This is a genomic window from Peptoniphilus faecalis (assembly GCF_012976305.1).
Lineage (GTDB): Bacteria > Bacillota > Clostridia > Tissierellales > Peptoniphilaceae > Peptoniphilus_A > Peptoniphilus_A faecalis.
Genome location: NZ_JABDSR010000005.1, coordinates 74,660 through 99,697, shown reverse-complemented (window position 1 = coordinate 99,697; position 25,038 = coordinate 74,660). Strand labels below are relative to the sequence as shown.

10 protein-coding genes are annotated in these 25,038 nt (G+C 33.9%); 8 read left to right on the top strand and 2 right to left on the bottom strand.

Annotated features, from left to right (window positions below; all coding sequences use genetic code 11):
- Positions 1–100: 100 nt before the first annotated feature.
- Positions 101–781, bottom strand: a complete 681-nt coding sequence (locus HKO22_RS04650) for a GntR family transcriptional regulator (protein ID WP_169968889.1) — start codon at positions 779–781, stop codon at positions 101–103.
- 168 nt (positions 782–949) lie between these two features.
- Between HKO22_RS04650 and dpaL the strand changes: the two genes are divergently transcribed.
- From dpaL to HKO22_RS04630, 4 genes are read left to right on the top strand one after another with little or no spacing between them, the layout of a single operon-like run.
- Positions 950–2,164 (top strand): diaminopropionate ammonia-lyase, encoded by a 1,215-nt coding sequence (gene dpaL / locus HKO22_RS04645; RefSeq protein ID WP_169968887.1) that lies wholly within the window; start codon positions 950–952, stop codon positions 2,162–2,164.
- Positions 2,161–3,333, top strand: a complete 1,173-nt coding sequence (locus HKO22_RS04640; RefSeq protein WP_169968885.1) for a YgeY family selenium metabolism-linked hydrolase — start codon at positions 2,161–2,163, stop codon at positions 3,331–3,333. Before dpaL ends, HKO22_RS04640 begins: the two co-directional genes overlap by 4 nt.
- Positions 3,334–3,344: 11 nt before the next feature.
- Positions 3,345–4,931 (top strand): N-acyl-D-amino-acid deacylase family protein, encoded by a 1,587-nt coding sequence (locus HKO22_RS04635; RefSeq protein ID WP_169968883.1) that lies wholly within the window; start codon positions 3,345–3,347, stop codon positions 4,929–4,931.
- A gap of 2 nt (positions 4,932–4,933) precedes the next feature.
- Positions 4,934–6,415 (top strand): sodium:solute symporter family protein, encoded by a 1,482-nt coding sequence (locus tag HKO22_RS04630; RefSeq protein ID WP_169968881.1) that lies wholly within the window; start codon positions 4,934–4,936, stop codon positions 6,413–6,415.
- Positions 6,416–6,541: 126 nt separating this feature from the next.
- Here the strand turns inward: HKO22_RS04630 and HKO22_RS04625 are convergent, their stop codons facing one another.
- The gene (locus HKO22_RS04625) at positions 6,542–7,855 is read right to left on the bottom strand and encodes a Na+/H+ antiporter NhaC family protein (protein ID WP_169968879.1); all 1,314 of its coding nucleotides are present in this window, start codon (positions 7,853–7,855) and stop codon (positions 6,542–6,544) included.
- Positions 7,856–8,031: 176 nt separating this feature from the next.
- On the opposite strand from HKO22_RS04625, the gene HKO22_RS04620 reads away from it, so the two are divergent.
- The 4 genes from HKO22_RS04620 (at position 8,032) to HKO22_RS04605 (ending at position 25,007) form a co-directional block, all read left to right on the top strand.
- Positions 8,032–10,275, top strand: coding sequence for an efflux RND transporter periplasmic adaptor subunit (locus tag HKO22_RS04620; protein WP_169968877.1), 2,244 nt, complete (start codon positions 8,032–8,034; stop codon positions 10,273–10,275).
- Complete coding sequence (locus tag HKO22_RS04615) at positions 10,265–10,948, top strand: ABC transporter ATP-binding protein (RefSeq protein ID WP_169968875.1); 684 nt, start codon at positions 10,265–10,267, stop codon at positions 10,946–10,948. The genes HKO22_RS04620 and HKO22_RS04615 overlap by 11 nt, the downstream gene beginning before the upstream one ends.
- On the top strand, positions 10,948–12,201 hold the full coding sequence (locus HKO22_RS04610) for an ABC transporter permease (protein ID WP_169968873.1): 1,254 nt from the start codon (positions 10,948–10,950) through the stop codon (positions 12,199–12,201). Before HKO22_RS04615 ends, HKO22_RS04610 begins: the two co-directional genes overlap by 1 nt.
- 653 nt (positions 12,202–12,854) lie before the next feature.
- Complete coding sequence (locus HKO22_RS04605; RefSeq protein ID WP_169968871.1) at positions 12,855–25,007, top strand: SpaA isopeptide-forming pilin-related protein; 12,153 nt, start codon at positions 12,855–12,857, stop codon at positions 25,005–25,007.
- Positions 25,008–25,038: the final 31 nt, after the last annotated feature.

Here is a 25,038-nt window from a genome sequence, read left to right as displayed (position 1 = left end):
ATAGCAAAATAAAAAACTCAGAGCGTCAATAGTTCTGAGTTTTTGTTTGCAAAAAAGGCAGTTTAAATTGAAAAAAAATACTTCTATATAATTTATAAAACTATTTATCCTTATTTTTACTTTTTCCTTTTACTAAATTTATTGAGTTGTACCAATTTGCTTTTAAACAAAGCTTAGCCAATTCCAAATCTCTTTTTTTAAGAGCTTCTATTAAAGCCTTGTGCTCTCCAAAAGTATTTGACTTGCCGTCGTTGTCTTTAAAAAAAGAAAGCTCAACTCGTTGAATTTTCTTTTTAAGAGGGTGGATAATAGAAGGTAATTCTGGATTCTTTGACAAGTAAATAAAGCTGTCGTGAAATTCATTGTCGTAATTTAAAAGTTCCATTGTGTCGAGATTCTTAAAAGCAAGATCTAATTTTGCATTTATTTTTTGAAGGGCATTAATAAAGTCATCGTCAATTTTATCAAAAGCTTGTTCAAGTGCGAGCATCTCCAAACTAGCTACCACTGAATAAGTATAAAAGGAGGCATCTAAATCAATGGGTGCGACAATTGTCCAACGATTAGCTTTTGAAAGTATTAGTCCTTCATTTTCTAATTTTAGAATGGCTTCCCTAACAGGAGTTCTGCTTATTCCAAGCTTCTCTGAAAGATCATTTATATTTATTTTTGTTTCAGGCTCCAAATAACCTGTTATTATCCAGTTAGAAAGAGTATCATAAACTTCATCCTTAATAAAAGTTCTATTTATTTTTTCATTTCTCCTATTTTCTAATAGCATATTTTACATTAAAACCTCGTTTTCATTATTAATTTAAAGTATATCATAAAATAATTATAAAAAGTAGTGTTGAAAAAAGGGGTTGACAAAAAAAGGTTTGCAATGTATTATGTGATATATCACACAACACTAAAAATTATATTCAAATATTTATAAAAAGGGGAGTCTATGAAATTAGAAATTTTTACTAAAGAACAAAAAGATAAAAAGGAAAGATATGATTTAAGCTTTTTAAATAAAGATGTAGCGATAGAAGTTCATAATTATCACAATAACTTTCCCATGTATGAAGAAACGCCTTTTGTAGAACTAAAAAATCTTTCGGAAAAAATAGGTGTAAAAAATATTTTGGTTAAGGATGAATCCAATAGGTTTGGATTAAATGCATTCAAAGTTCTTGGTGGAAGTTATGCCATTGGAAAAGTTATTGCAGAAAAGCTAAATATGGACATCAAAAATTTAGATTTTGAAAAATTAACTTCTAAAGAAGTTAAAGATAAATTAGGAGATATTACTTTTATAACGGCGACAGATGGTAATCATGGTCGTGGAGTTGCTTGGGCTGCTAATAAATTAGCTCAAAAATCAATTGTATATATGCCAAGGGGATCAGTTGAAGAGAGAGTTAAAAATATTGAAAAAGAAGGTGCAACTGTAAAAGTTTTAGATATGAACTATGATGAATGCGTTAGAGAAGCTAATAAACTTGCTGAAGAAAAGGGATACATTATGGTTCAAGACACTGCTTGGGATGGATATGAAGATATTCCAAAGTGGATTATGCAGGGATATATGACTCTTGCGTGGGAAATGTATGAAACTTTGCAAGAGAAAAATATTAAGCCAACTCATGTGTTTTTGCAAGCTGGCGTTGGGTCCTTTGCAGCAGCAACTACTGGATTTTTTACAAATATGTACAAGGGTGAAGATAAGCCAAGTTTTACTATTGTAGAGCCAGATACTGTTGCTTGTATCTATGAATCAGCTATTGCAAACGAAAGAGTTTTAGTTGGTGGAGAGCATAAAACAATTATGGCGGGGCTTGCTTGTGGAGAACCAAATACATTTGGTCTAAAAGTTCTTTTGGATAATTGTGAACATTATATTAAGGCATCAGATGAATTTGCAGCCTTTGGCATGAGAGTTCTAGGAAATCCTTATAGGGATGATAAAAGGATTATTTCAGGGGAAAGTGGGGCAGCTCCTTTTGGTGCAATTATAAAAATTTTAACTGATGATAGTTTTAAAGATGTAAGAAAGAAATTAAATATAAATTCAGATTCAAATTTAATATTTGTTTCTACGGAAGGCGACACGGATGCTAAAAACTATTTAGACATTGTATGGGATGGAAAATATGAAAGTACAGGAGGTAGAAAATGAACAAAATAAGTGCAGTAGAGTTAACGCAAAAGTTAATCAGAAGACAAAGCTATTCAGGAAAGGAGAAGGGAGTATCAGAAGAACTAACAAAATTCTTTGAAGATAATGGCTTTGATGATGTTCATGTGGACAAGTATGGAAACACTATTGGTCACATAAAAGGCAATAGACCAGGACCAAAAGTTGTATTTGACGGGCATATGGACACAGTTCCAGTAACTGATGAAAGTGAATGGAAGTATCCTCCTTTTGAGGCAGAAATTCACGATGGAAAGATTTACGGAAGAGGCTCAAGCGACATGAAGGGTGCTTTGGCGTCTATGGCAGTTGCAGCAAGCAATTTTAAGGAAAAAACTAAGGGAGATTTTGCCGGAGAAATCTTTATAGCAGGAGTAGTTCACGAAGAATGCTTTGAAGGTGTTGCTGCAAGAGAAGTAAGTGCTTATACAAATCCAGACTATGCAATAATTGGCGAAGCTTCAAACTGTAATGTTAAAATTGGGCAAAGAGGAAGGGCTGAAATTAAAGTTGAAGTTTTAGGAAAGCCAGCACACTCAGCAAATCCTGAAAAGGGAATCAATGCAGTCTATAAAATGTGCAAAGTAATCGAGGCGATTAAAACTTTAAAACCAACGCATCACGATAGACTAGGCGATGGAATTTTAGAACTTGTAGACATTAAGTCAAGTCCCTATCCAGGTGCATCTGTCGTGCCAGAAAAATGTATTGCTACTTATGATAGAAGACTATTAGTTAATGAAACTAAGGAATCTGTTTTGGCTCCAATAAACGAACTTTTAGAAAAGTTAATGAAGGAGGATAGTGAATTAAAAGTTAGAGCTTATTACACAGAGGCTGAAGAAAAATGTTTTACTGGAGAAACTATTGGAGGAGAAAGATTTTTTCCAGGATGGATATTTGATGAAGATGAAGCATGGGTAAAAAAAGTTGTTGCCAAGCTAAAGGATAAGGGACAAAATCCAGAGATAACTCAATATAATTTCTGTACAAATGGAAGTCATTATGCAGGAGAGGCAAAGATAAAAACACTTGGCATTGGACCTTCTAGAGAAAATTTAGCACACACTGTCAATGAATACATAGAAGTTTCCGAGCTTGAAAAAGTTGTGGACTCTTATGAAGCAGTAATGGAAGCGTTATTATTGTAAAGGAGATAAATATGTACGATATCTTTATTAAAAATGGAACTGTAGTAGATGGAACGGGAACAAAACCCTTTGATAAAAACATAGCTATTAAAGATGAAAAAATGTATTTTGTTGAAGGAGATGTTGAAGCAAAGAGAATAATTGATGCTAAAGATAGAATTGTAACTCCAGGATTTATAGACACACATTCCCATTCTTCAATGCTTGTAATCGAAGATCCTTATCTTGCACCAAAATTATTTCAAGGAATAACAACTGAGCTAGTTGCTCAAGATGGAATGGGACCTGCTCCTGTAAATAATGAAACTGTAAAACCTTGGAAAAAAGCAATGGCAGGACTAGAAGGTGAATATGATTATGAGTGGGACTGGAGAAGTGTAGAAGAATACTTGAATAAAATCGACAAGCTTGATCTTGGACCAAATATTGCATATCTTGCACCTCATGGAAATGTGAGAATGGTCAGCATGGGCCTTGAAAATAGAAAACCAACAGAAGAAGAACAAAGGAGAATGGAAGAAGAACTTCAAAAAGCTTTTGATGCTGGTGCTTTTGGGATGAGTACAGGAATGATCTATCCACCATGTGTATATGCAGATGTAAATGAATTTATTGAACTTGGAAAAGTAATAAAGAAAAATGGCGGAGTTTTTGTAACTCATCAAAGATCAGAAGCAGATGCAATGCTTGAATCCATGGATGAAATTTTAAAAATAGCAAGAGAAGGTGGATGTAGAACTCACTTCTCACATTTTAAAATCTGTGGAAAAAATAACTGGGGTTTGATTCCTGATATTCTAAAAAAGCTAGATGATGCAAAGAAAGAAGGTCTTACAATTTCCTTTGACCAATATCCCTATGTTGCAGGCTCTACAATGATGTCTGTAATTCTTCCGCCATGGGTTCACGACGGAGGAACGGACAAATTAATAGAAAGACTTAATGATAAAGAACTTCGTGAAAAAATGAAAAAAGACATAAAAGAAGGAATACCGGGCTGGGACAACTTTATAGACTTTGCAGGACTTGAAGGAATCTTTATAACCTTTGTAAAAAACGAAGAATCAGAAAAATATGTTGGAATGAATCTTATTGAACTAGGTGAAGCTACGGGGAAAGATCCCTATGATGCAATATTTGACTTAATCAGAGATGAAGAAAATATTGTAGGTTTAGTAGATTTTTATGGCAAAGAAGAACATATAAAGACCTTTATGAAAAGAGATGAACAAAATGTTTGTACAGATGGAATCATAGGAGCAAAACCACACCCAAGACTTTACGGAGCCTTTGCAAGAGTTCTTGGAAAATATTGCAGAGATGAAAAAGTATTTCCAGTTGAAATTGCCATTAGAAAGATGACTGGTAAAGCAGCAGACACAATAGGACTTACAGATAGAGGATATTTAAAAGATGGATATGCAGCAGACATATTAGTGATAGATTTTGAAAATATTAAAGATAATGGAGATTATACAAATCCTAAGCAATTAGCTACAGGAATAGACTTCTCTATAGTTAATGGAAATATTTTAATAGACAAGGGGAAAGCAACTCCTAAAAAAGCAGGCAAAGTATTAAGATTTAAAGGGAGATAAATATGAATGCTACTCAAAAAACGACATTAACGATAATAATCTTATATATGATTGCAACAGTAGTGATTGGCTTATTTGCATCTTATAAACAAAAAAAGAAGTCGCAATCAGAGAATGCAAATGAAGATTTCTTGATGGCGGGAAAATCTCTTGGACCCTTAGTGTTAGCTGGAACACTTTTTGCAGCCAATACAGGTGGAGCATCGACAACAGGAATAGCTACAAATGTATATAGCTATGGACTTTCGGCAGCATGGTATGTAATAGCTGCGGGAATAGGATTCGTATTAGTATCTTTTGTTGCGTCTTATTTTAGAAGATCATCAGCAAACACAGTTCCACAAATTATTGGAATGAGATTTGGAAAGCCATCACATATAATAACAGCAATAACGTCAATTTTAGCACTATTTATGGCAACTGGAGCTCAAATAATAGCTACAGCTTCAATAATAAATGTGTTAACTGGTCTTGACTTTAACAAGGCTGCAATTATAACGACAATAGTTGTAATTGCATACACTATGATTGGTGGATTTGCATCAGTTGCATCAGCTAATATGATGCATGTGTTCTTCATAACTGTTGGAATGACAATTGCCCTATTTGTAATGGTTAAAAATGAAGCAATTGGAGGATTTGCAAATTTATTTGAAAAGGCTAGAGAAGTATCCATTGCATCAAATGGAGAATTAGACTTAATGAGCATGACAAAAATCGGATTTCCAACAGTACTGGGATATATAGCTATGTATTGTATGACCTTTCCAACAGGGCAGGAGATTGTGCAAACTTTCTCATCAGCAAAAACCGGTTCAGCAGCAAAGACGGGATCAATAATAGCAGGACTTTTATCAGCAGCTTATGCAATAGTACCAGCTCTCATAGGGCTTATGGCTTATACTTATATTGATGGATACGTAGATAGCGGAATATCTAAATCAGCTTTAGCAGATGCTACAGTTAGATTTGCACCTCCATTAGTTTCAGGAATAGTGCTTGCCGCAGTAGTTGCAGCTACAATATCAAGTGCATCAGGAAATATGATTGGAACGGCAACAATGTTTTCAAATGACATCTATAAACCATATATCACAAATAACAATGCAGATCCAAAAAAGGAAGTACTAGTATCAAGGGTTGTAATGACTTTGGCAGGACTTTTTGGATTGGGAGTAGCATTATCTAATTCAAACATAATTAGTGTAATGATGTCAGCCTTTGCCTTGCGTTCAGCAGGACCCTTTGCTGCCTTTGTTTGTGGACTTTTTTGGAAAGATGTAACTCAAAAGGCAGGCTTTATCGCAATACTTGCGGGAACAATAGTATCAGCTATTTGGATATTTGTATTAAATAGCCCATGGGGACTTAGTGCAATAGTTCCAGGCGCAGTAGTTGCCTTTGTTGTAATATTTATAGTTACAAAGATAGATTTAGCATCAGGAGGAAAGCCAGCACCATTAATTGAATTTGATGAAGATTAAAGTAATCAAATATACTTTTAAGACAATTTATTGAAAAAAATAAAGAAACAAAAAACTCAGAGCGTCAATAGTTCTGAGTTTTTTTGCAAAAATTTTTTATTAATATAAAAGCGTAATAAAATTTTTCTATTTATTTCTCATATTTCTTGTTTTCCTAAATTCTATTACAGAAGCTAGGGTATTAATTAGGACTATATAATGGTGGTAAAAGGAAAAATACAAGGACATTATTGGTGCGCCAAACATCTCAAGGGGTGTACGACCCGCTATATTCCAAGGGATATAGGCTGCTGTCATGACTGCGGTATTTTCAATATCGAGGGCCAGTTTTTCATTATCTTTATAACTTTCACGTGCCATTTCATAAGTTAGCATTATGGAAAGTGTTTGATTTGAGCTAAAAACTGAAATTAAAATTGACATTATTGACATTATTGCCATGTCGGGAAATTTTGAAAATAATTTTTTTATGAATTTTTTTACGCCGACTAAAAGTTGAGTTTCCTTAAAAAAGCCAAAGTATCCTGATGAAATTCCAACTATTAAAAGCATTTTCAGCATTGAAATAAATCCACCGCCATTAATTAATTTGCCAGCATCTGAATTTATGTGGAAACCAAAAATCAATGCCTTAATTATTTCTGATGCACTTTTATTTTGAAAAACAGCTGCAAAAAATATTGAAAGCACAATGGAAATAAGCATATTTATTTTTAAATCAACTTTAAAAATTGAGAGCAAAATTATGGAAAGTGGTGGAACCATTAAAAACAAGTTAAAGTTAAAGATTTCTTTTATTAAATTTATTCCACCATTGTCAATTTTTGCGTCAATGCCAAGATTAAAAATTTGATAAGTTAAAATTGTAAGGACAAGGGGAATAATGCAGGTCCTAAACATATTTTTCAAATTTTTGTAAAGATCAGTTTTTGTCAAAGTTGCAACGAGTAATGCCGATGTCGACATTGGCGATGATCTGTCGCCAAAAAAGCAGCCAGATAAAATTGCACCACCACTTATAAGGGGATTAAAGCTCATTGCATTTGAAATTGACATGGAAATTATGCCAGCTGTTGATGCTGTGCCAAAGCTTGTACCTGTAAGAAAAGAAATAATCGCATTAAAAATAAAAATACCAACGTAAAAAAACCTTGGGTTAATTAAGCTTGTTCCGTGATAAATTATATAAGCGATTGTGCCAGAAAGCCTCCAAATCCCTATAATCATTCCAATGAGAGAAAATACAATTAGAATAGTTTTTGTGCTTTTTATGCCGGTATATATCATTGTAGAGATTTCCCTTAAACTAAAATTTTTTATGTAGGCATAAAAAGACAAGAGCATTAAATTTAAGAAAAGAGCAAAAGCTAGTTGTATTTTAAAAACTATTGCTACAAATAAATTTAGCATGAATAAAATTAATATACATATTTCAAACATCAAATCACCCCTAATTATTATATCTTAACTCTATACAAAATATATTATAAAGAATATTAGAAAAGTTATTACAAAAAAATTAATTTAAAATTAAGAATTATTTAAATAAATCTATTGCAGCGTTTAACTATTGCAAATTAAAATCTTCATGCTATATAATGTTATTGGAGGTTTATATGAAGAATTTATACATAAAGACAAAGAATTTAATTTTTAAAAATAAGAAAACTAAAATAATTGCATTATTGCTATTATTTTTAATTATATTTTTAATATTTAAAATAATTTCGGGAAAGCTAAAGAGTGGAGATGGCGAAGGAATTTCACAAAACCAAGTAGTTACATTGGAGAGGGGAAGTGTCCAAAATTCCGTTACGGAAAAGGGCAAAGTTGTACCTTCAAATTCTGTTGAAGTTTATGCAGAAAAGCCACTTCCAGTTACTCATGTAAATGTAAAAGTGGGAGATAAAGTTAAAAAAGGCGATGTAATTGCAGAATTGGATTCATCTTCCATTGAGCAACAGTTAAAGTCGAGGCGTGCACAAAAATCAGCCACAGATAAAAATGTTTCAGCACAAATTTCTGCGGCAAAAAAAAGATTATCAGAAGCAATTAGTGGCAGAGATTCAGGGAAAAATGCAGCGATTGTAGCTGCTGAAACTTCTATAACACAAGCAATGGATCAGTATTTAGCTGCACAAAAAGCCTATGACGACTTCAAGAGAAGCATTGACGAAAAATATAATCAAGGTATAGTCGCAGAGGGCGATACAAAGGAAAATCTTGCCTACCAAGAGGAAGCGACGAATTTAAAATATAAACAACTTCAAGATAATATAAATAAAAACAATAGTAAAATTTCTGAAAACAGAGCTATGGCAGCAGATAAGTCTAGAGAAACGGACTATTTGCAAAATTCACTTGAAAACGAAAAGAGAAGATTGACTGAAATTGGAATTTCCATAAAAGAAGAACAGGAAAGATTAGCAGAAGCTCAAGGACAAGTTTCTAATTATCAAACAGAAATAAGTAGACTTAAAGCAGAAAAAAGTCAATTAGAAGCAGAAAAAAGTCAATTAGAAGCAGAAAAAAGTCAATTAGAAGCAGAAAAAAGTCAATTAGAAGCAGAAAAAAGTCAATTAAAAGCAAAAGAACAAAAACTAGAAGAAGATAGAAAAAGGCTATCTACATCAACTTCAAATGAAGCAAAAAAAGAATTAGATAGAGTTTCGAGGGAACTTGATGAAGTAATAAAACAAATAGGACAACGTGATAAAGATATTATAGATAAAAAATCGGCACTTGATAACTTTGATGCAATAAAAAAATCGGCAAATGAAAATGTAAATAGTCTTACAAGAAGACAAAACGAAGTTGAAATTGAAGTAAATAGAATTTCAGAAGAACTAGGAAATGCCAAAGCTGACGAACAAAAATACACCTCAGAAGCAGATGCACTGGAAAAAGAATTAGAAGCACAGGAAAAACAAGTGGACGCAACAAAACTTGAAGTGCAAAAAGCAAAAGATGATGTCAATCTAAATTCCGACAAAGCTTTAAAATCACAAAAGGCACGTGAAGACGAGTTAAAAACTTTGGCACAAAATGTAGAAACCGCAAAGAATAATTATGAAAGTGCAAAGAAAAATCTTGAGTCTACAAAAACTCAAGTGGCAAATGAAATTTCTGGACTTTCAGACAATTTAAAAACAGCAAGGGCAAGTGCTAACAATTTAGACAGCGTAGAAATTGAAAATCTAACAGAAGAGTTAGAAAAAGTAATGATAAAAGCACCAGCTGACGGAATTGTAACAGAGCTAAATGCAAAGGAAGGACAAACACCAGCAGCATCTGTTGCCAAAATCGAAACCATAGAAACATTGAGGGTTGAATCACAATTAAAGGAATACGATAAAAATTCTGTATCTATTGGGACAGAAGTAGAAATCACATCAGATGCAGTCATGGGCAAAAGCTACAAGGGCAAAGTAATTTCCATAGAGCCAGTGCCAATGAAAATTTCAGAGGAAAACAAAACTAGCGAAGTACTATACAAGACGGTAATAGAAATTAATAGTGGACAAGAAAATGAACTTGCACCAGGAATGACACTTAGAGTTAAATATATTTTGAGCGAAGAAAAAAACACTTTCAAAGTACCGGCAGACGCAATTTTCGAGAGAGATGGCAAAAATTATATACTTGCACTTAGGAAAAAGAGCGAGGATAAATATCAAATTGAAAAAGTTGAAGTTACAAAGGGACTTGCAAATGATGCAGAAATTGCAATAAAATCCAAGGACTTAAAGGAAAAAGATAAAGTTCTTGCTACATCAGGAGGATATGGCGAAGGAAATATTGTAAAAATCCTAGATACAAATTTGCCAGATGAAAAGGCTGGAAAAGAAGATGAAAAATAATTTCATAAAAATGCGGGACATAAAAAAGTCCTTTAACATTGGGAAAGAAAACGAACTAGAAATTCTTCACGGCATAAATTTTGATGTAAATGAAGGGGACTTCGTTTCAGTAGTGGGGCAGTCTGGTTCAGGCAAGTCAACTTTAATGAATATAATTGGACTTCTAGATAGACAGACATCGGGCTATTATGAACTTAATAAAGTAGACATTTCTTCTCTAAAGGACAGCGAACTTTCTAGCTATCGTTCCAAAAAAATTGGCTTCGTATTTCAAAATTTTAACCTAATACCAAGGTCAAATGCACTTAAAAATGTCGAATTGCCAATGACCTATGCAGGAGTTTCAAAAAAAGAGAGGACAGAGCGAGCAGAAAGACTTTTAGAAATTGTGGATATGAAGGATAGAATGAAACACCTTCCCAACGAATTATCGGGAGGACAAAAACAAAGAGTGGCAATAGCGAGGTCTATGGCAAATAATCCGGACATAATCTTAGCGGACGAACCTACGGGAGCATTGGACTCCAAAACGGGCAGAAATGTAATGGACCTCTTTCACAAGCTAAACGAAGTGGATAAGAGGACAATAATTATCATCACTCACAACCTCGAACTTGCAGAGGAAGCCACACGAATTTACAAGATGAACGATGGAATGTTGGAGGAGATTTAATGGATATATTAGAAACAATAAAACTCTCCTTGGAAGGCTTAAGAACCAATAAGTTAAGGTCCTTTTTGACTATGCTTGGCATTATAATCGGTATAGGTTCGGTAATTGGAATCACGACAATTGGCGATGCACTTACAAAATCTGTAAACAAAGCCTTTGACTCCATAGCTAACACAGCAGTCCAAATTTATGTAAAGTCCAAAAGTTCTGATTACGATAATAGTGAGCTTAGCGAAGGTGATTTCCTAACAGAAAATATAATAAATTATTTAGAAGCGCAAAAGGGCAGGAAGATCGACGAACTCATCTACTATGGAGCTGGTGGAAATGGCTTTGTAAAAGAAGAAAGAAATAAAGAGCAAGTTTCAATATCGGCAACATCTCCAGGCGAAAAAAGTATTTCCAAAGTAAAAATGCTTGCCGGAAGATTTTTAAGTGAAGAAGATGTAAAGAAGGGAAAGTCAGTTGTAGTAATATCCGACAAGGTTTTGGAAAAAGTATACAAAACTTCAGCACCAGAGGTACTGGGCAGAGAAGCAAAAATCGAGAGCAATGGCAAGCTAATAGTTGCTATGATTATTGGCGTATACAAGTACGAAGAGATATCTGTAATGGGACAATCCTTTAATGGATCTAGTTCCACAGTTTACATTCCAAGAACCACAGGGGATAGAGAATTTTTGACAGAGCCGAGGACTGTTTATTATGATGTAACAATGACTTTAAAAAACCCCGATACAATAGAAGAAGATGCAAAATCAATTGTCGACGACTTAAACGCAAAATTTTACGCCAACAATCCTAGAGCGGAAGTGAAATATTATTCAGCTAAAAGCGAAATTTCACAAGTAAATAGTGCAATGAGTTCGATCCAAATAGCAATTGGAGCCATAGCAGCTATATCCCTTTTAGTTGGCGGAATTGGAGTAATGAATATTCTTCTAGTTTCAGTAACAGAGAGGACTAGGGAAATAGGAATAAGAAAAGCACTTGGAGCAACTAGAGGAGACATACGAAAACAATTTATAATAGAATCTATTATAATTTGTATAATTGGAGGAATTTTTGGCATAATCTTGGGGTCAATAATAGGATTTGTGGGTTCTAACCTCTTGAAAGCTCGCACATTTCCATCTATTGGCTCAATTGTAGTAGCAGTTGGATTTTCTATGCTAATAGGAATTTTCTTTGGTTACTATCCAGCCAACAAGGCAGCAAAACTTGACCCTATAGAAGCCCTTAGATATGAATAAAGTTTAAGGTCTTTGTACTATTAAAGCTTTAAAAGCATAGAGCAATATTGAAAATAAAATATATGTAATATAGAAAGATGCATTGTCAGAGATGACGATGCATTTTTATTTTGCTCTATTTTTAGGTCAAATATAAAAAAGAAGCGCAAAAGATATTATAGATATTTTACAATAAACTTTCTCAAGAGAAATTATTGGATATAAAAATTTTAAAAGTGATATATATATATATATATATATATATAGTGAAAGAGTTAAAACCTGTATTTTACCTGATTATAAATCTCAAAATATAAAAATAAAGGGCTTTAAAAAATTTTATTTTAAAGAAAAATTGTATAAAATAAAAAACATACAAATAAAGAAGTTTAAATAAAATATAGTTTTTTAAAAATAAATAAAAAAGTAAAATGGCTAAATATAGGGATATTTTACTCGTACCACAAGAAAATCAATACAACAAAACGCATATCTACGAATCAAAAAACTTAAAAAAGCCAGACAAATGCGTAGATTTAGACATAATATTAAAACTATTTTTTAAGTAAACTATTGATAAAAAATAATTATTACTTTATAATATGTACATCATTACTAGTGAATCAAATAAATCCTAGTATAGGCTAAGACTGATTAATAGGAGGAGCAAAGAAATGGACAGAATTTTTAAAAAAATTATTTGCCTTACATTGGCGTTGTTGATGATTTTGGAGGTGTTTAGTCCAGTAGCTGTAGCTGCTAGAGGATTATTTGACGAGGGAGAAGTCCAAAATTCTAGCACAGAAAATCAACAAAAACTGCCCGATGATTTATTCACAGGGAAAAGTTTTACCACAGATAAGACAGAAAGCAACAATAAAAAAGATTCTAGGACTGAATATGAAAAATCTGATGGATTTTTACAACCGGCTAAGAAGAAAGAAGATTATGAAATATTAGTACCAGCCAAAAAAAGTCCAGAAAAAACAAGCACAGATGTAAAGACTCCTGAAAAAGAAGATAATCCAGCAGAAGAAAAACAAGAAAAACAAGATGAACAAGCTAGATTAGAAAAGGAAAAAGAAGAAGCTCTTAAAATTGAAGCGGCAAAAAGGGAAGCTGCAGCAAGAGCAAATGAAGCTGAATTATCTGAGGCGGAAGCGGAATACAAAGAAGCTCACGAAAAGAGAATTGAGTTAGAAAAACTATTAGAAGAAAAATTAAAAGAAAAAAGTCTAAGAGACCAAGCAAAAGAATCAGAAAAAAGCCTAAACTTGGAAGAATCAAATAAATCAAAGGACATAATAGAAGAAAAACAAATTGAAGACGAAGAAGAAAAGGGATTTCTAGACAAATTAAAAGAAGGTCTAGGTTTGACGGATTTACAAAGAGCAGATAAAGAACTTAAAAAAGCTCTTAAAAATAAAGACAATGGACTAGAAGAAATCCAAGCATTACTTAACACCTTTGAAGATAAATACAATTTATCAAGAGAAGACCAAGCCAAACTAATGGCAGACAACACAGAAGCCTTTAAAGAATTCATAGAAGAACATGGCTACGAAAACTTAGACCCTAAAGTATTCATGATTCAAAAGGATGAAGCAGAAAATACTGGCTTAGAAATAAGTGACCTTTATGAAAACTACTTAAGAGAAGACAGAGAACTCACAGAAGAAGAAATGGACGCAGGTCTTCAAAAAGCAGAAATGCCAACTGTTCAAAATAATTTTGGTTTTATGAGATTAAGGGCAGCTTTTGGAGCTGAACCGAGTCCGCTAGAAGATAAAAAATTCACTATAAGGACTAGATTTGATACATCTACAAGACTTGGAGCTATACAAGTAGGACAATACTTTGACATTCATCTAGACGAAAAACTCATGGTAAAAGATGTCTCAACCCTTAAACCAATAGTTTACAAGGGACAGACAATAGCAACTCCGGAATACGATGAAGCCTCTAATACCATAAGATACAAAATAGTTAGAGAAATAAATGAAGATATTAGCCTTCCTTTGAATATCGATGTAGATTTTAACACTGGAAAAATTATACCAGACGAAAGCTTTACAGTTATCAACAAAATTTCAGGACTTGGAGTAACACCACCAAAGGCACTTCTACCTGTTGTCGTAGACAAAAATGGAAACACAGTTAACACAATAATAGAACCAGGTAGTGATGATGTTGTTAAAATAATAGACGATAAAAATGGAAATTATCAAATTAACCTAGATGCAGTTGGAAATCCTGTCATAGAAAACAGGGAAATGATAGGGATCAATTGGACAATTAGGGTAAATGCAACACAAGACTTAATGGATGCCTTGGGCTATAAGTTAAATTTGACTACTGTTGAAGGTTCAGGACTTGGAGAAATTACTGATGTAAAAATCAATGGACAAAGCGTAGATCTAAAGGACCAACTTAATGGAGCCTTGGGAATAGTTGACTCTAAACATCATGATTTTCAAGGAAAGGGTCAAGATCTTGTATATAATTTCTATACAGAAGTAACAAATAAACAGGGCAACTATGTGTTAGATATTTCTACAATTCTTACAAATAAAACTGATGAACAGGGAAGGGGAAAGACGGGAGCTCTTAGATTAGTTTTTGACAAGGGATATACCCAAGATGCAATAATAGAATCTACTCCTACTCGTGTTGGTGTAAATAATAGAACTACAATAGAAGGAAAGTTCAATTCCAATTCACAAGCAATATGGACTATTACAGACGGAGTATCAAGTGGAGATACTAATGTTACTCTTCCATTAGAAACTAGAAGCTTGGGAAATAATCAAAATATTGCTCAAGGACAAAGTGCGGTATACGGTTTAAATGACCAAGGTCAAATGGTTCAAATAGGAAGCACACAAACTATTACTGATTTTCCACAAGAGGGAACAAATCCAGGTGGAAACCAAGCGGTAGGGAATATAGCAGTATATAAAGTTATTACTGACTTACAATCTCCGGAAACATATCAAGATTACGAAGTGAGTGGAGTTAAAATCTCAAAATACAGAGATCTTTACGTCCAACAAGTTTGGAACTTGCCAGAGGGTCTGACAATGCCTAGCGAAACATTTAAAGCAGTGGGAAATGACGGAGATGTCCTTGGCGAGATAAAAGTTAGTGAAGGATTAGATGGAGAAAAGGAAAGAACAATAACTATACCCCATGTAAAATATTGGAATATTAGCTCATTGGGAGAAGCCTATCTAATAGATCACAGAATAAAACAAGAATACGATGCAAATCCAGTAACAATAAATGGCAGAACATACAGATACTATGAAAATGTAAATTACTACAAAAACTATGAAAAAGTTCATTATATTCAAAATTCAGCTATTGAAGAAACTGAAGCAAAAACGGCGTCCTTTAAAGTGGTTAAAGTTGACAGCAAAGATCCAAACAAAAAAATAAAAGGAGTAACTTTTAGATTATTAGGAACTGGGATAGATGTAACGACAAATGAAGAAGGAGAAGCTGTTTTTAAAGATATACCTTCAGGTTCTTATCAATTAAAAGAAACTAAAGCGGCAGATGGATATAAAATAGACCAAGATTTAAAGGCTGTAAATATATCCGACAGTGGAGAAATTAGCGTATCGGGAAATAATGCAGATTTCTCACTTGGAGCAGGTAAAACTGAATATGTGGAACATAGCGGCTACCCAGACTACATGAATGCCATGTATTACGGCAAGGTTGACGAAAATGGAAATGCAGAATTTTATCTTTTCTTAAAGGCTAATGCAAAGAAACAAGGCGGTTCAACAGATAGAGATACAAGGCTAAATATCAGCATACCGGGAGTAGAAATTACTGATGTAACAGCTTATGATGTTTCACCAGATAAAAGAGATAATGTAAAAGATTTAATGCAAAAACAAACTGTAGATACAGTTATTAATAGCCTTGGTTTAAGCGTAATAAATATAGTAAATAGCAATATGATTACAGGGACACCTAATAAAACTGATGCATATACTGGAAAAATAGGATATCAAATTTATTTTCCTCAACAAAGATTTGCTAATGACTGGGGCTTTTTGGTAAAAGTAAATGCTAATATCGGAGACAATAAATCAACTACACTTTCCTATGAATGGTTAACTGATAAGGATACGGGAAATCAAGCTCAAATCTCAAAAATTGTGAATTTAGGCAATAGCGGCGAAGAAGGTTTGCCTAGCATAACTATAAAAAATGAAGAATTTACTAAAAGCCCAATATCTATAACAAAATTCGACAATTCAACTGAAAAACAAAAACTAGCTGGAGCAGAATTTGTGTTAAAGGATAGGGACGGAAATATAATCGCAAATAAAGTTACGGGAGAATATGGAGTAGCGAATTTTGGAGAGTATGCTTCGGGAGTGTACACATTAGAAGAAGTCAGTGCACCGAAAGGCTATCAAAAGTCAAAGGTCTACTTTGAAGTAACAGTTGACGATAAAGGACAAGTAACATATAGTCCTAAATTCAAGGAAGGTTCAGGTACACCAGTTCTTGGCGAAGATTACTATAAAAAAACAGAAGAAATTCAGGATGATGAGAAAAAGGCAAAAGCAATAAAGGTAAAGCAAAACCTCACTTATCAAGAAAATACGGCAGGTGATATTGGGAGAAAACCGGGTGTATGGGAAGCTTACGAGTTGGAATCATTACAATATCACGCAGATATAACTTTGGATAAATCATCACCGGGCACAAGGTTTGAAATTCAATTTGACCCAAATCTTGATTTCACACAATATTTTGCGGAATTTCCAAAAATTAAAATAGGTGGAGTTTACGTTGCAGATCCATACTTCAATTATGACACAAACCTTTTGACTTATGTATTTAATGATAAGTCAGGTGGAGGAACGGCAACTATATCAATTGATTTAAGAGGTATTATTCCTAGCAAATTTTACGCAAAGCAAGATGGGACTTATAAATTCACAAATATAGTAGCTCCGGGCGTAACAGGCGTTGATGGAGAACAAAGCAAAACGAATGAGATTAAAGCAGACTACGGCTATTATGATACAAAATTTGGAGCACCTGCTCAAGCAAGTTATTTTAGGGATGTATATAAAGATAGCGACGGCAATTGGTATTTAAAAGTAATATCCTATTACAATGCATTGGGAGATACTGGATTTGGACAGAGAACTGTAACTTGGAATTGGCTTTCTACTAATTATCAAAGTAATTATGCTGTATATGACTGGAGAGCTAATGGAACAAGTCCTTCCTTTGAACTGGAAGATGTAAAAATTTATCGCACAGATAAAAATAGAAAAGTAATAGAGGAGAAAGCATTAAATGAAAATATGCCTCTATCTTTTGGGATTAGGCCTGAACAAGACCCTTATAGGTACTTTCTAGTTTACCATATGCCTATAAATCCTAATGAAAGAATTAGCGATAGATCAAATAACTTCACTTTGGATTATGACCCAAACCAAATACAAACTTCAGGTGTAATTAATCAGAAAACTCCTCTAAAAATAGTAATGCCTAACATTTCAAGTAGGGGAGAAGGCTATGTAATAGAAAAGACTTTTAAAATTCCAGACCTAGATGCCTTCAATAGTAGTTGGAGAGCCTTCCTAATGGATAGCGGTAATGGGACTCTTAGATCTGCCTTTGCCAGTGCAGCTAATTACAATTGGAGTACAGGAGACCAAGTTGGTGGAGAAATACCACAATATTCTAAAGAAATAGTAGGTCTTATTAATAAAAAATACACTCCTGGTCATTTTAAAATAACTAAATTAAATGAGGGAAATAAGCAGGAAAAACTTACTGGAGCAGTTTTCGCACTGACTGATGAAGAGGGAAATACAATTTATCGCTCATCAGATAGCGATGGAATAGTAAGTTTTACTGATCTCGCTCCGGGAAGATACACTCTAGTAGAAAGTACTGCACCAGATAAATTTAGAAAATCAGAGAAAAAATGGACAGTTACAGTTTATGACAATGGCGAAGTGCATATCCTAGAAGTTGGAATTCTCGGTGCTGATGAAGAGTATCATGGCACAGATATAAACATGGAAGTAACCAATAAGCCAATGGGCACGGAATTTGTAGTATATAAGAAAGATTCCAAGGGAACGCCACTTGCAGGGGCTGAATTTAAACTTACAAAACCAGACGATAGTACATTTTCAAAGATTGCAGAATCTGGCCAAAATGGTGTTGTAAAATTTGACAACACCTTAACTGACGGGACATATATATTAGAAGAGTCCCGAGCTCCTGAAGGTTACAACAAGCTCGACAAGAAATGGGTTTTAGTTATAAATAATGGAGAAAAGAAAGTTTATAATTACAGAGAACCTGCAAGCCCAACAGAATTAAATTCAATTTTAGAACAAGGAGGAGTAAATTGGGTCAATGTAAGGGAAAGGACATTAGACGGATGGAATTTAAACGACAATAGGTACACAGGTTGGACGGGAAATTCAGCAGAAGCCCATAAACTTGGGACTAGAATCGTTGGAATAAATAAAGATAAAAAATATATCATTCAAAGATTTGTATTAAATCCAGAATCAGCACAAATTGGCGAAACCACAGCAACAATTCACAGAGAAAAACCTAATTACTCAAACATGGATTGGTATGCAGGAAATGAAACCTACCAAGTATTCAAATTGAATAAACCAGTTGAAGGCGTTATTTCAGATATAAGACTTTCAGAGTATGGAGCTGAAGAAATAAAGGACAGCGTGAGAAGAAGTACGGATAATACCAACCCACGAGAACCGCAACGTCTAAAATTAGATTTTCCTGCTACGGATAAGCCAATAGTTGTGGATATAAAAGTTTCCTATAAGGATGCAACTGGCGGAGTCGGTCTTGGAATGGACTGGACGGAAAATGGCACGACTTATTGGAAGAGCGACTATTATGAAAGAGTAGACACAATAAAACTTGCAGAGCCAGTTGTACAAGAAGGGGATATCAAGGGGGCTTATGTATCATCTGACTCTCTCGATGTAACTAATGAGTTTAAAACTTTTGGATTTAATCTTAAAAAAGTAAAAAAAGTCGATGAAAATCAAGTTATAGAGGGAGCTACCTTCAAACTTACTGGACCTAATCCAAGTCAAGAAGAAAAAATTATGACTACGGGAGAGGACGGTATAATATATTTTGATGGATTAAGACCGGGAACTTATAAATTATCAGAAGAAAAGGCTGCACCAGGTTATAAAAAGACAGATGTAACTTGGACAGTTACAATTACGAAGGAAGGAAAAGCCTACTATAAAGTCGACAACCCTGACAATATAAACTCAGAAGCCTTTGTAGAAAATTCTATAATGTTTGCAGCTAGTGCAAGGAATAATATTTATTCAAGATATGACCCAAATTCTAATTTAGAATTAGAAAATGTAATTGGACTTGCAGTAGGGCCAACATTACCAGGATTACTAATGAAATTAGGTGCAGCACCTGAATACACAATAGGAAATACATTAACGGACCAGCCTTTTGGGAAGACTAATGTTACAACAAATGTTACAGATTTAGGTAATGGAAAATTTGAAGTGCAAGTTGATCTGGCGAATAAGAATGAACTTTTTAAGAATGACGGATTCTTTGAATTAAAATTCAACGATAACTTTGATTTTGTACAAGGGTCAACAACAACTTGGCTAGGTGCGGTTCAAAGTGATGAAACTAGATGGCATATAGGATATAATGCAGCTGAAAACAAGATTGATTTTAAATCTGGATATCCAAGAATCGGAAGAAAACAAATTGCCCACATTAAATTCCAAGTACAAGCTAAAGATAATTTACAATCTGGAACTTACGATTTGGTTCAACCTATTAAATACAGACACGATACTGATAATAGTACACAACTACAAACAATACCTTCACCACAAGTTACAATTACTAAAACAGTTTCATCTTATAATGTAGGTACAAGTACAGTTGGCAATGGTACAATTGCTGTTGATAAGATAAATCCAGTAGAAGCAGGAAATCGGGTAACCATTACAATAAGTCCTAGTCAAGGCAATCGATTAAAACAGTTACTAGTAAATGGAAATGATGTAACTGCAAATGTAAGCAATAACAATTACACATTTGTAATGCCAGAATCTAATGTAACAGTTAATGCTATATTTGAACAAATTCCTGAAACAACTTATAAAACAATTATTAATGTTCAAGAAAATGGAACTGTAACTGCAAGTCCAAAAGAAAATATAAAAGCTGGAGAAACTGTTACACTTACACTAAACCCAAATCCAGGATATCAATTTAAAAGCATAGACGTAAACAGCACAGAAGGTCCTGTGGAAACAACAAAAGTTAACGACAATACTGTAACTTTTGCAATGCCGGCATCTGATGTAGGTATCAATGTTTACTTTGTACCAATACCACCTACAAATTATTCTATAAATATAGATGGCAGTATAGAACATGGCAAGGTTTCTGCAAGTACTACAAGTGCAGCAGAAGGAGCAGAGGTTATACTTACAGTTACTCCTGATGAGGGATATAAAGTTGAAAGTGTAACAGTGGATGGTGTGGCGATAACAGTAGATGCAAGTGGACAGTATAAGTTTACAATGCCAGCATCAAATGTAAATGTGTCAGCTACCTTTGCACAAGCACAAGACCCTGGAACGACACCTCCAGAAGGTTCTGTTGAAATACCTACTGGTGGATTTGCTTTAATCAAGAATGAGCAAACAGGTCTTGACCTCAAAGTATACAAGAGAGATATGTACGGCAATCCGTTACAAGGTGGAGAATTTACTTTAAAGAAGTATACTGACAAAAATTATGAAACAGAGGACACTAATTTCACGCCTATAAATGCTGAATCTAGAGAAGATGGTTTGCTAGTACAAAAAGATGCAGAAGGAAAAGATATAGCTATAACTTTACAACCAGGTTATTATCTATTGGAAGAAACTCAATCTCCGCAAGGATATAAAAAGATCAAAGCTCCTTGGGAAATTCACGTATATGAAGAAAACGGTCAATTGAAGGCGGACTACAAGGGACCGGAAGACACTCCGAATACTTTTATAGATTCTGATAAGGCAAAAGATGTCGGCAAAACTGGTTTAACGACAACTCCTAGCGGAATTAAGTATGCATCTAGGATGACCTATATAAATCCGGAATCAAAGACATTTATTCAAAGAATATATATAGATACTAGGGCTTATACAGGAAGCAATAAGATAAATGTTCAAATAACACCAGATATAAAAAGAGAAGAGTTTGAAAGACCGGGAGAAGCTCCTGAAACTATAACGCAAGGTGTGAAGACTGCGTATAGGTCAACATATAAAATAACTGGACTAAGTGATAACCCTAGCGATAGTGAATTGGACAACATATTGAGGTACTATGATATATCCAGAAATGACGTGTCCATGGTTAACACTGCAAGGTGGAGACCTTTTGACTGGGGATTTGACGAAGACCAATTAAATATTGACAAGGGAGTCTACTATATAGATGTCGAAGGATTCTATGACGACAACATCATAGATCTAGGGGAAATCAATATGAATATTGACTTTTATGACGGTGCAAGACAATTTCAACAACTTGTCTATGGAGAACCAAGTTTTAGCTATAAGGTTGTTGACAAGGGTTCTTATCAAAGCGGTATGGAAGCCCTTAGACAATGGATAGAAAAATACAGAGGAAAAGAAGAAGCTGACAATTGGGCAAATAGCAAATCTTACCAGGATCAAAAATATGTTAATGCATTAAGCAAGGAGGCTTATTTAGATGGTGAGCTATATAAAGCTGGTAGGATTTATCCTGCATTAGATGATAATAAAGATTCCATTGTTACAAGCATCAATATAAAACCGTTATATTCATCAAGCAAAGTCAATACAATTGGATTAGAAGGCATGGATATAAGAAATGATAAAGAAACTTACAACATCACATTCTCAAAACACGGTCGAGATGATCCAAAGGAATCTTTAACTGGTGAAGAAGTTACTAATAGAAGACTTGAAGGAGCTGTATTTAAACTCCAAGAAAGTGTAGGTAACACATATGTGGATGTGCCGGGTTCAAGCATAGCATCTGCATTTAACGGATATTTCGGTTTTAGAGAATTAAAACCGGGTCGTTATAGACTAATAGAAGTTAAAGCACCTGAAGGTTACAACCCAATTGAAGGGCCATTGCTATACTTTACAATAGAAACTATAAACAATAATTCTGGAAAAATTATAGATCCAGAGACCGGCGAAACAATTGATATTAAAACTATTAAAGTCAAGTTTCCTACGGGTTCTCAAAATGATACAGTGTATGAACTCTCTGATTTAAATATGATTAATTCAGAAGGACAAACAGTACCTATTAGCTCTGTGGATGCAAAGAATATCAATATAGAAGAAACTAAGGTAATTAATCCTAATACAAATGAACAAGTTCTACTAAAAGATCTTAATATAGTAGTAACGGACAATGAAGGAAAGTTAAAAGAGTATCCCGTAAAACAAATAAAAATAGTGCCAGATTCCAGCGGATATATATCCTTGGAATATGACGAAGCTAATGGGGTTTATCAATATGTACCTGAAAAAACAACATCTGAAAAAGATGGCAAGCTAGTTGACTTTGTAACAAGTGCAACTGCAAAAAACATGGGCAAGATTGTAAACGAAAAGCCGGGAAAAGGTAGCATAACTGTCAAAAAGGTAGACCAAAATGGAAAAACAATAAGTGCTACGGATCAATTGCCTGGAGCAACATTTAAGTTAACTAATTTATCAAATGATACGGTTATAACTAAAACTGTCGGCGAAGATGGAACTTTGAAATTTGATGGACTAAATATAGGAAATTACAAACTGGAAGAAGTAAAATCCCCTGAAGGCTATGTCAATACAGACCAAGTATGGCATTTCACAGTAGGTGGCAAGGACTTAGACCCTTATGCAGGAGATATTTCAAGAACGGGAGTAGATTTAACAAGTAAAATAATTCTTGATAAATCTGATATGAAAGTTGTAAATCCTGAAAATGAAAATAATGAGCCGGAGCAAGAGGGAGAAATTCATCCACACGTAGGAGAAAGTTTTGAATTTGACAACACCTATAAACTTGCTCCAAATACGAAAATAAATCCGGGAGATTATTTTGTATTAAAATTAAGTAAAAACATTAATATTAATGGTATTCTTGAAGATAATGTTGAAAGTCTTGATATATTTGCAGATGGAGTAGGAACTATTGCCAAAGCAGATTACGATAGAGAAAATGGAACAATTACCTACAAATTTACAGACTATGCCAACACTTATCAGTTAGTAGAATTTAGCAATAAGCTTTCAGCCTTTATTGACTTGTACAATTTGAAGGAATCAGCTGAACAAAGAGTTGGTTTAGGTGTGGGTGATGATACTAGCAAATATCACGATATAAGAGTTGTCTATGACCTTAACTATGCCGAATATAGTGATGGGTATAATTCTTTAAATCTTGCATCAAAAATCGTAAGTTATAGGGCAAGTAATGGAGAATTTGTTCACTACTATTATGTAAATAGGAAAAGACAATACACTGGGCCATTTAAATTCAATTATTCATCAGAGCAAGACATAGAAAATTTAAAAATTAGTTATAGTGCATTGAGAAACAACTATTATGTGGAAAGAGATATGCCTAAGTCCTTTGGAGTAGATGAAAATAGCACAAATCTTATGCCTTTTACAACTATAACGTCGAGAACATCTTTAAACGCAAATGAATCTGTAGATTTGACATTTAATGGTGGACTATCAAATGGCGATTCCGGAATTATCAAGGTAACAGGAAGGGTAGCGGGAGATGATAAATCTGCTTATGTAGGGTATGGTAAACTGAAATTAACGTATACTAATGGAGAATATATAATGGTATACAGACAAGACCAAGTTTATACTTTTGAAAATGAAGCCAGTGCAAAAGCAGAGTTAAATATCCAAGCAGTTAACCCTGAAAACAAAATTGAATTTATTAAAGTTGACCAAGATGGCAAAGCATTAAAAGGTGCAAGTTTCACACTTTACAAGAAGAATAACGAAGGAAACTTTGTCGGATATGGAGAGGTAACTAAGACAACTGGTGAAGATGGACGCTTTGAGTTCACTAAACTAAAACCGGGTGAATATCAATTAATAGAAACAATAACTCCAGAGGGATATGTTAAACAAAATGATCCTTTACTAGAATTTAGTGTAGATGAAAAAGGAAAAATCACAAGAAAGGGCACTAATGAAGAAGTAGGAGCTGTGCCAATCACTATAACCAATAAGAAAGAGCAAGAAGTGGAATTTGTAAAAGTCGATGCAAAGGATAAAAAGGCTCTTGAAGGTGCAGAGTTTGAAGTTTGGTATAAGAAGGACAAAAATGGAGAATACTCAAAGGAACTTATAAAATTATACCAAGATGCGAATAACAATAAATTAGTCTTGAATAAAGATGAAAAAGCTCCAGATGGTTATGATGAAGTTTACAAATTCACAACGGGAGCAGATGGAAAAGTAAAATTCAAATTATACGATTCCGGTTACTATGCCCTTAAAGAGATAAAAGCACCGGAAAAATATATAAAACCAAAAGACTATGTCAAGGAATTTACAGTTTTAGATGGAAATATTGAGGTAGACAATAATAGTTTTGAGATTGAAAACCATAAAGGTGAATATCCACTAACTGGTGGTATGGGTACTTTAATCTTTACTCTAAGTGGTTTAATCTTAATGAGTGCAGCTGCTTATGTTTACAAGAGAAAAAGGAGTGTGTCCTATGATGATTAGTTTTAAGGGCAATCAGAGGAAACCTCCTTAG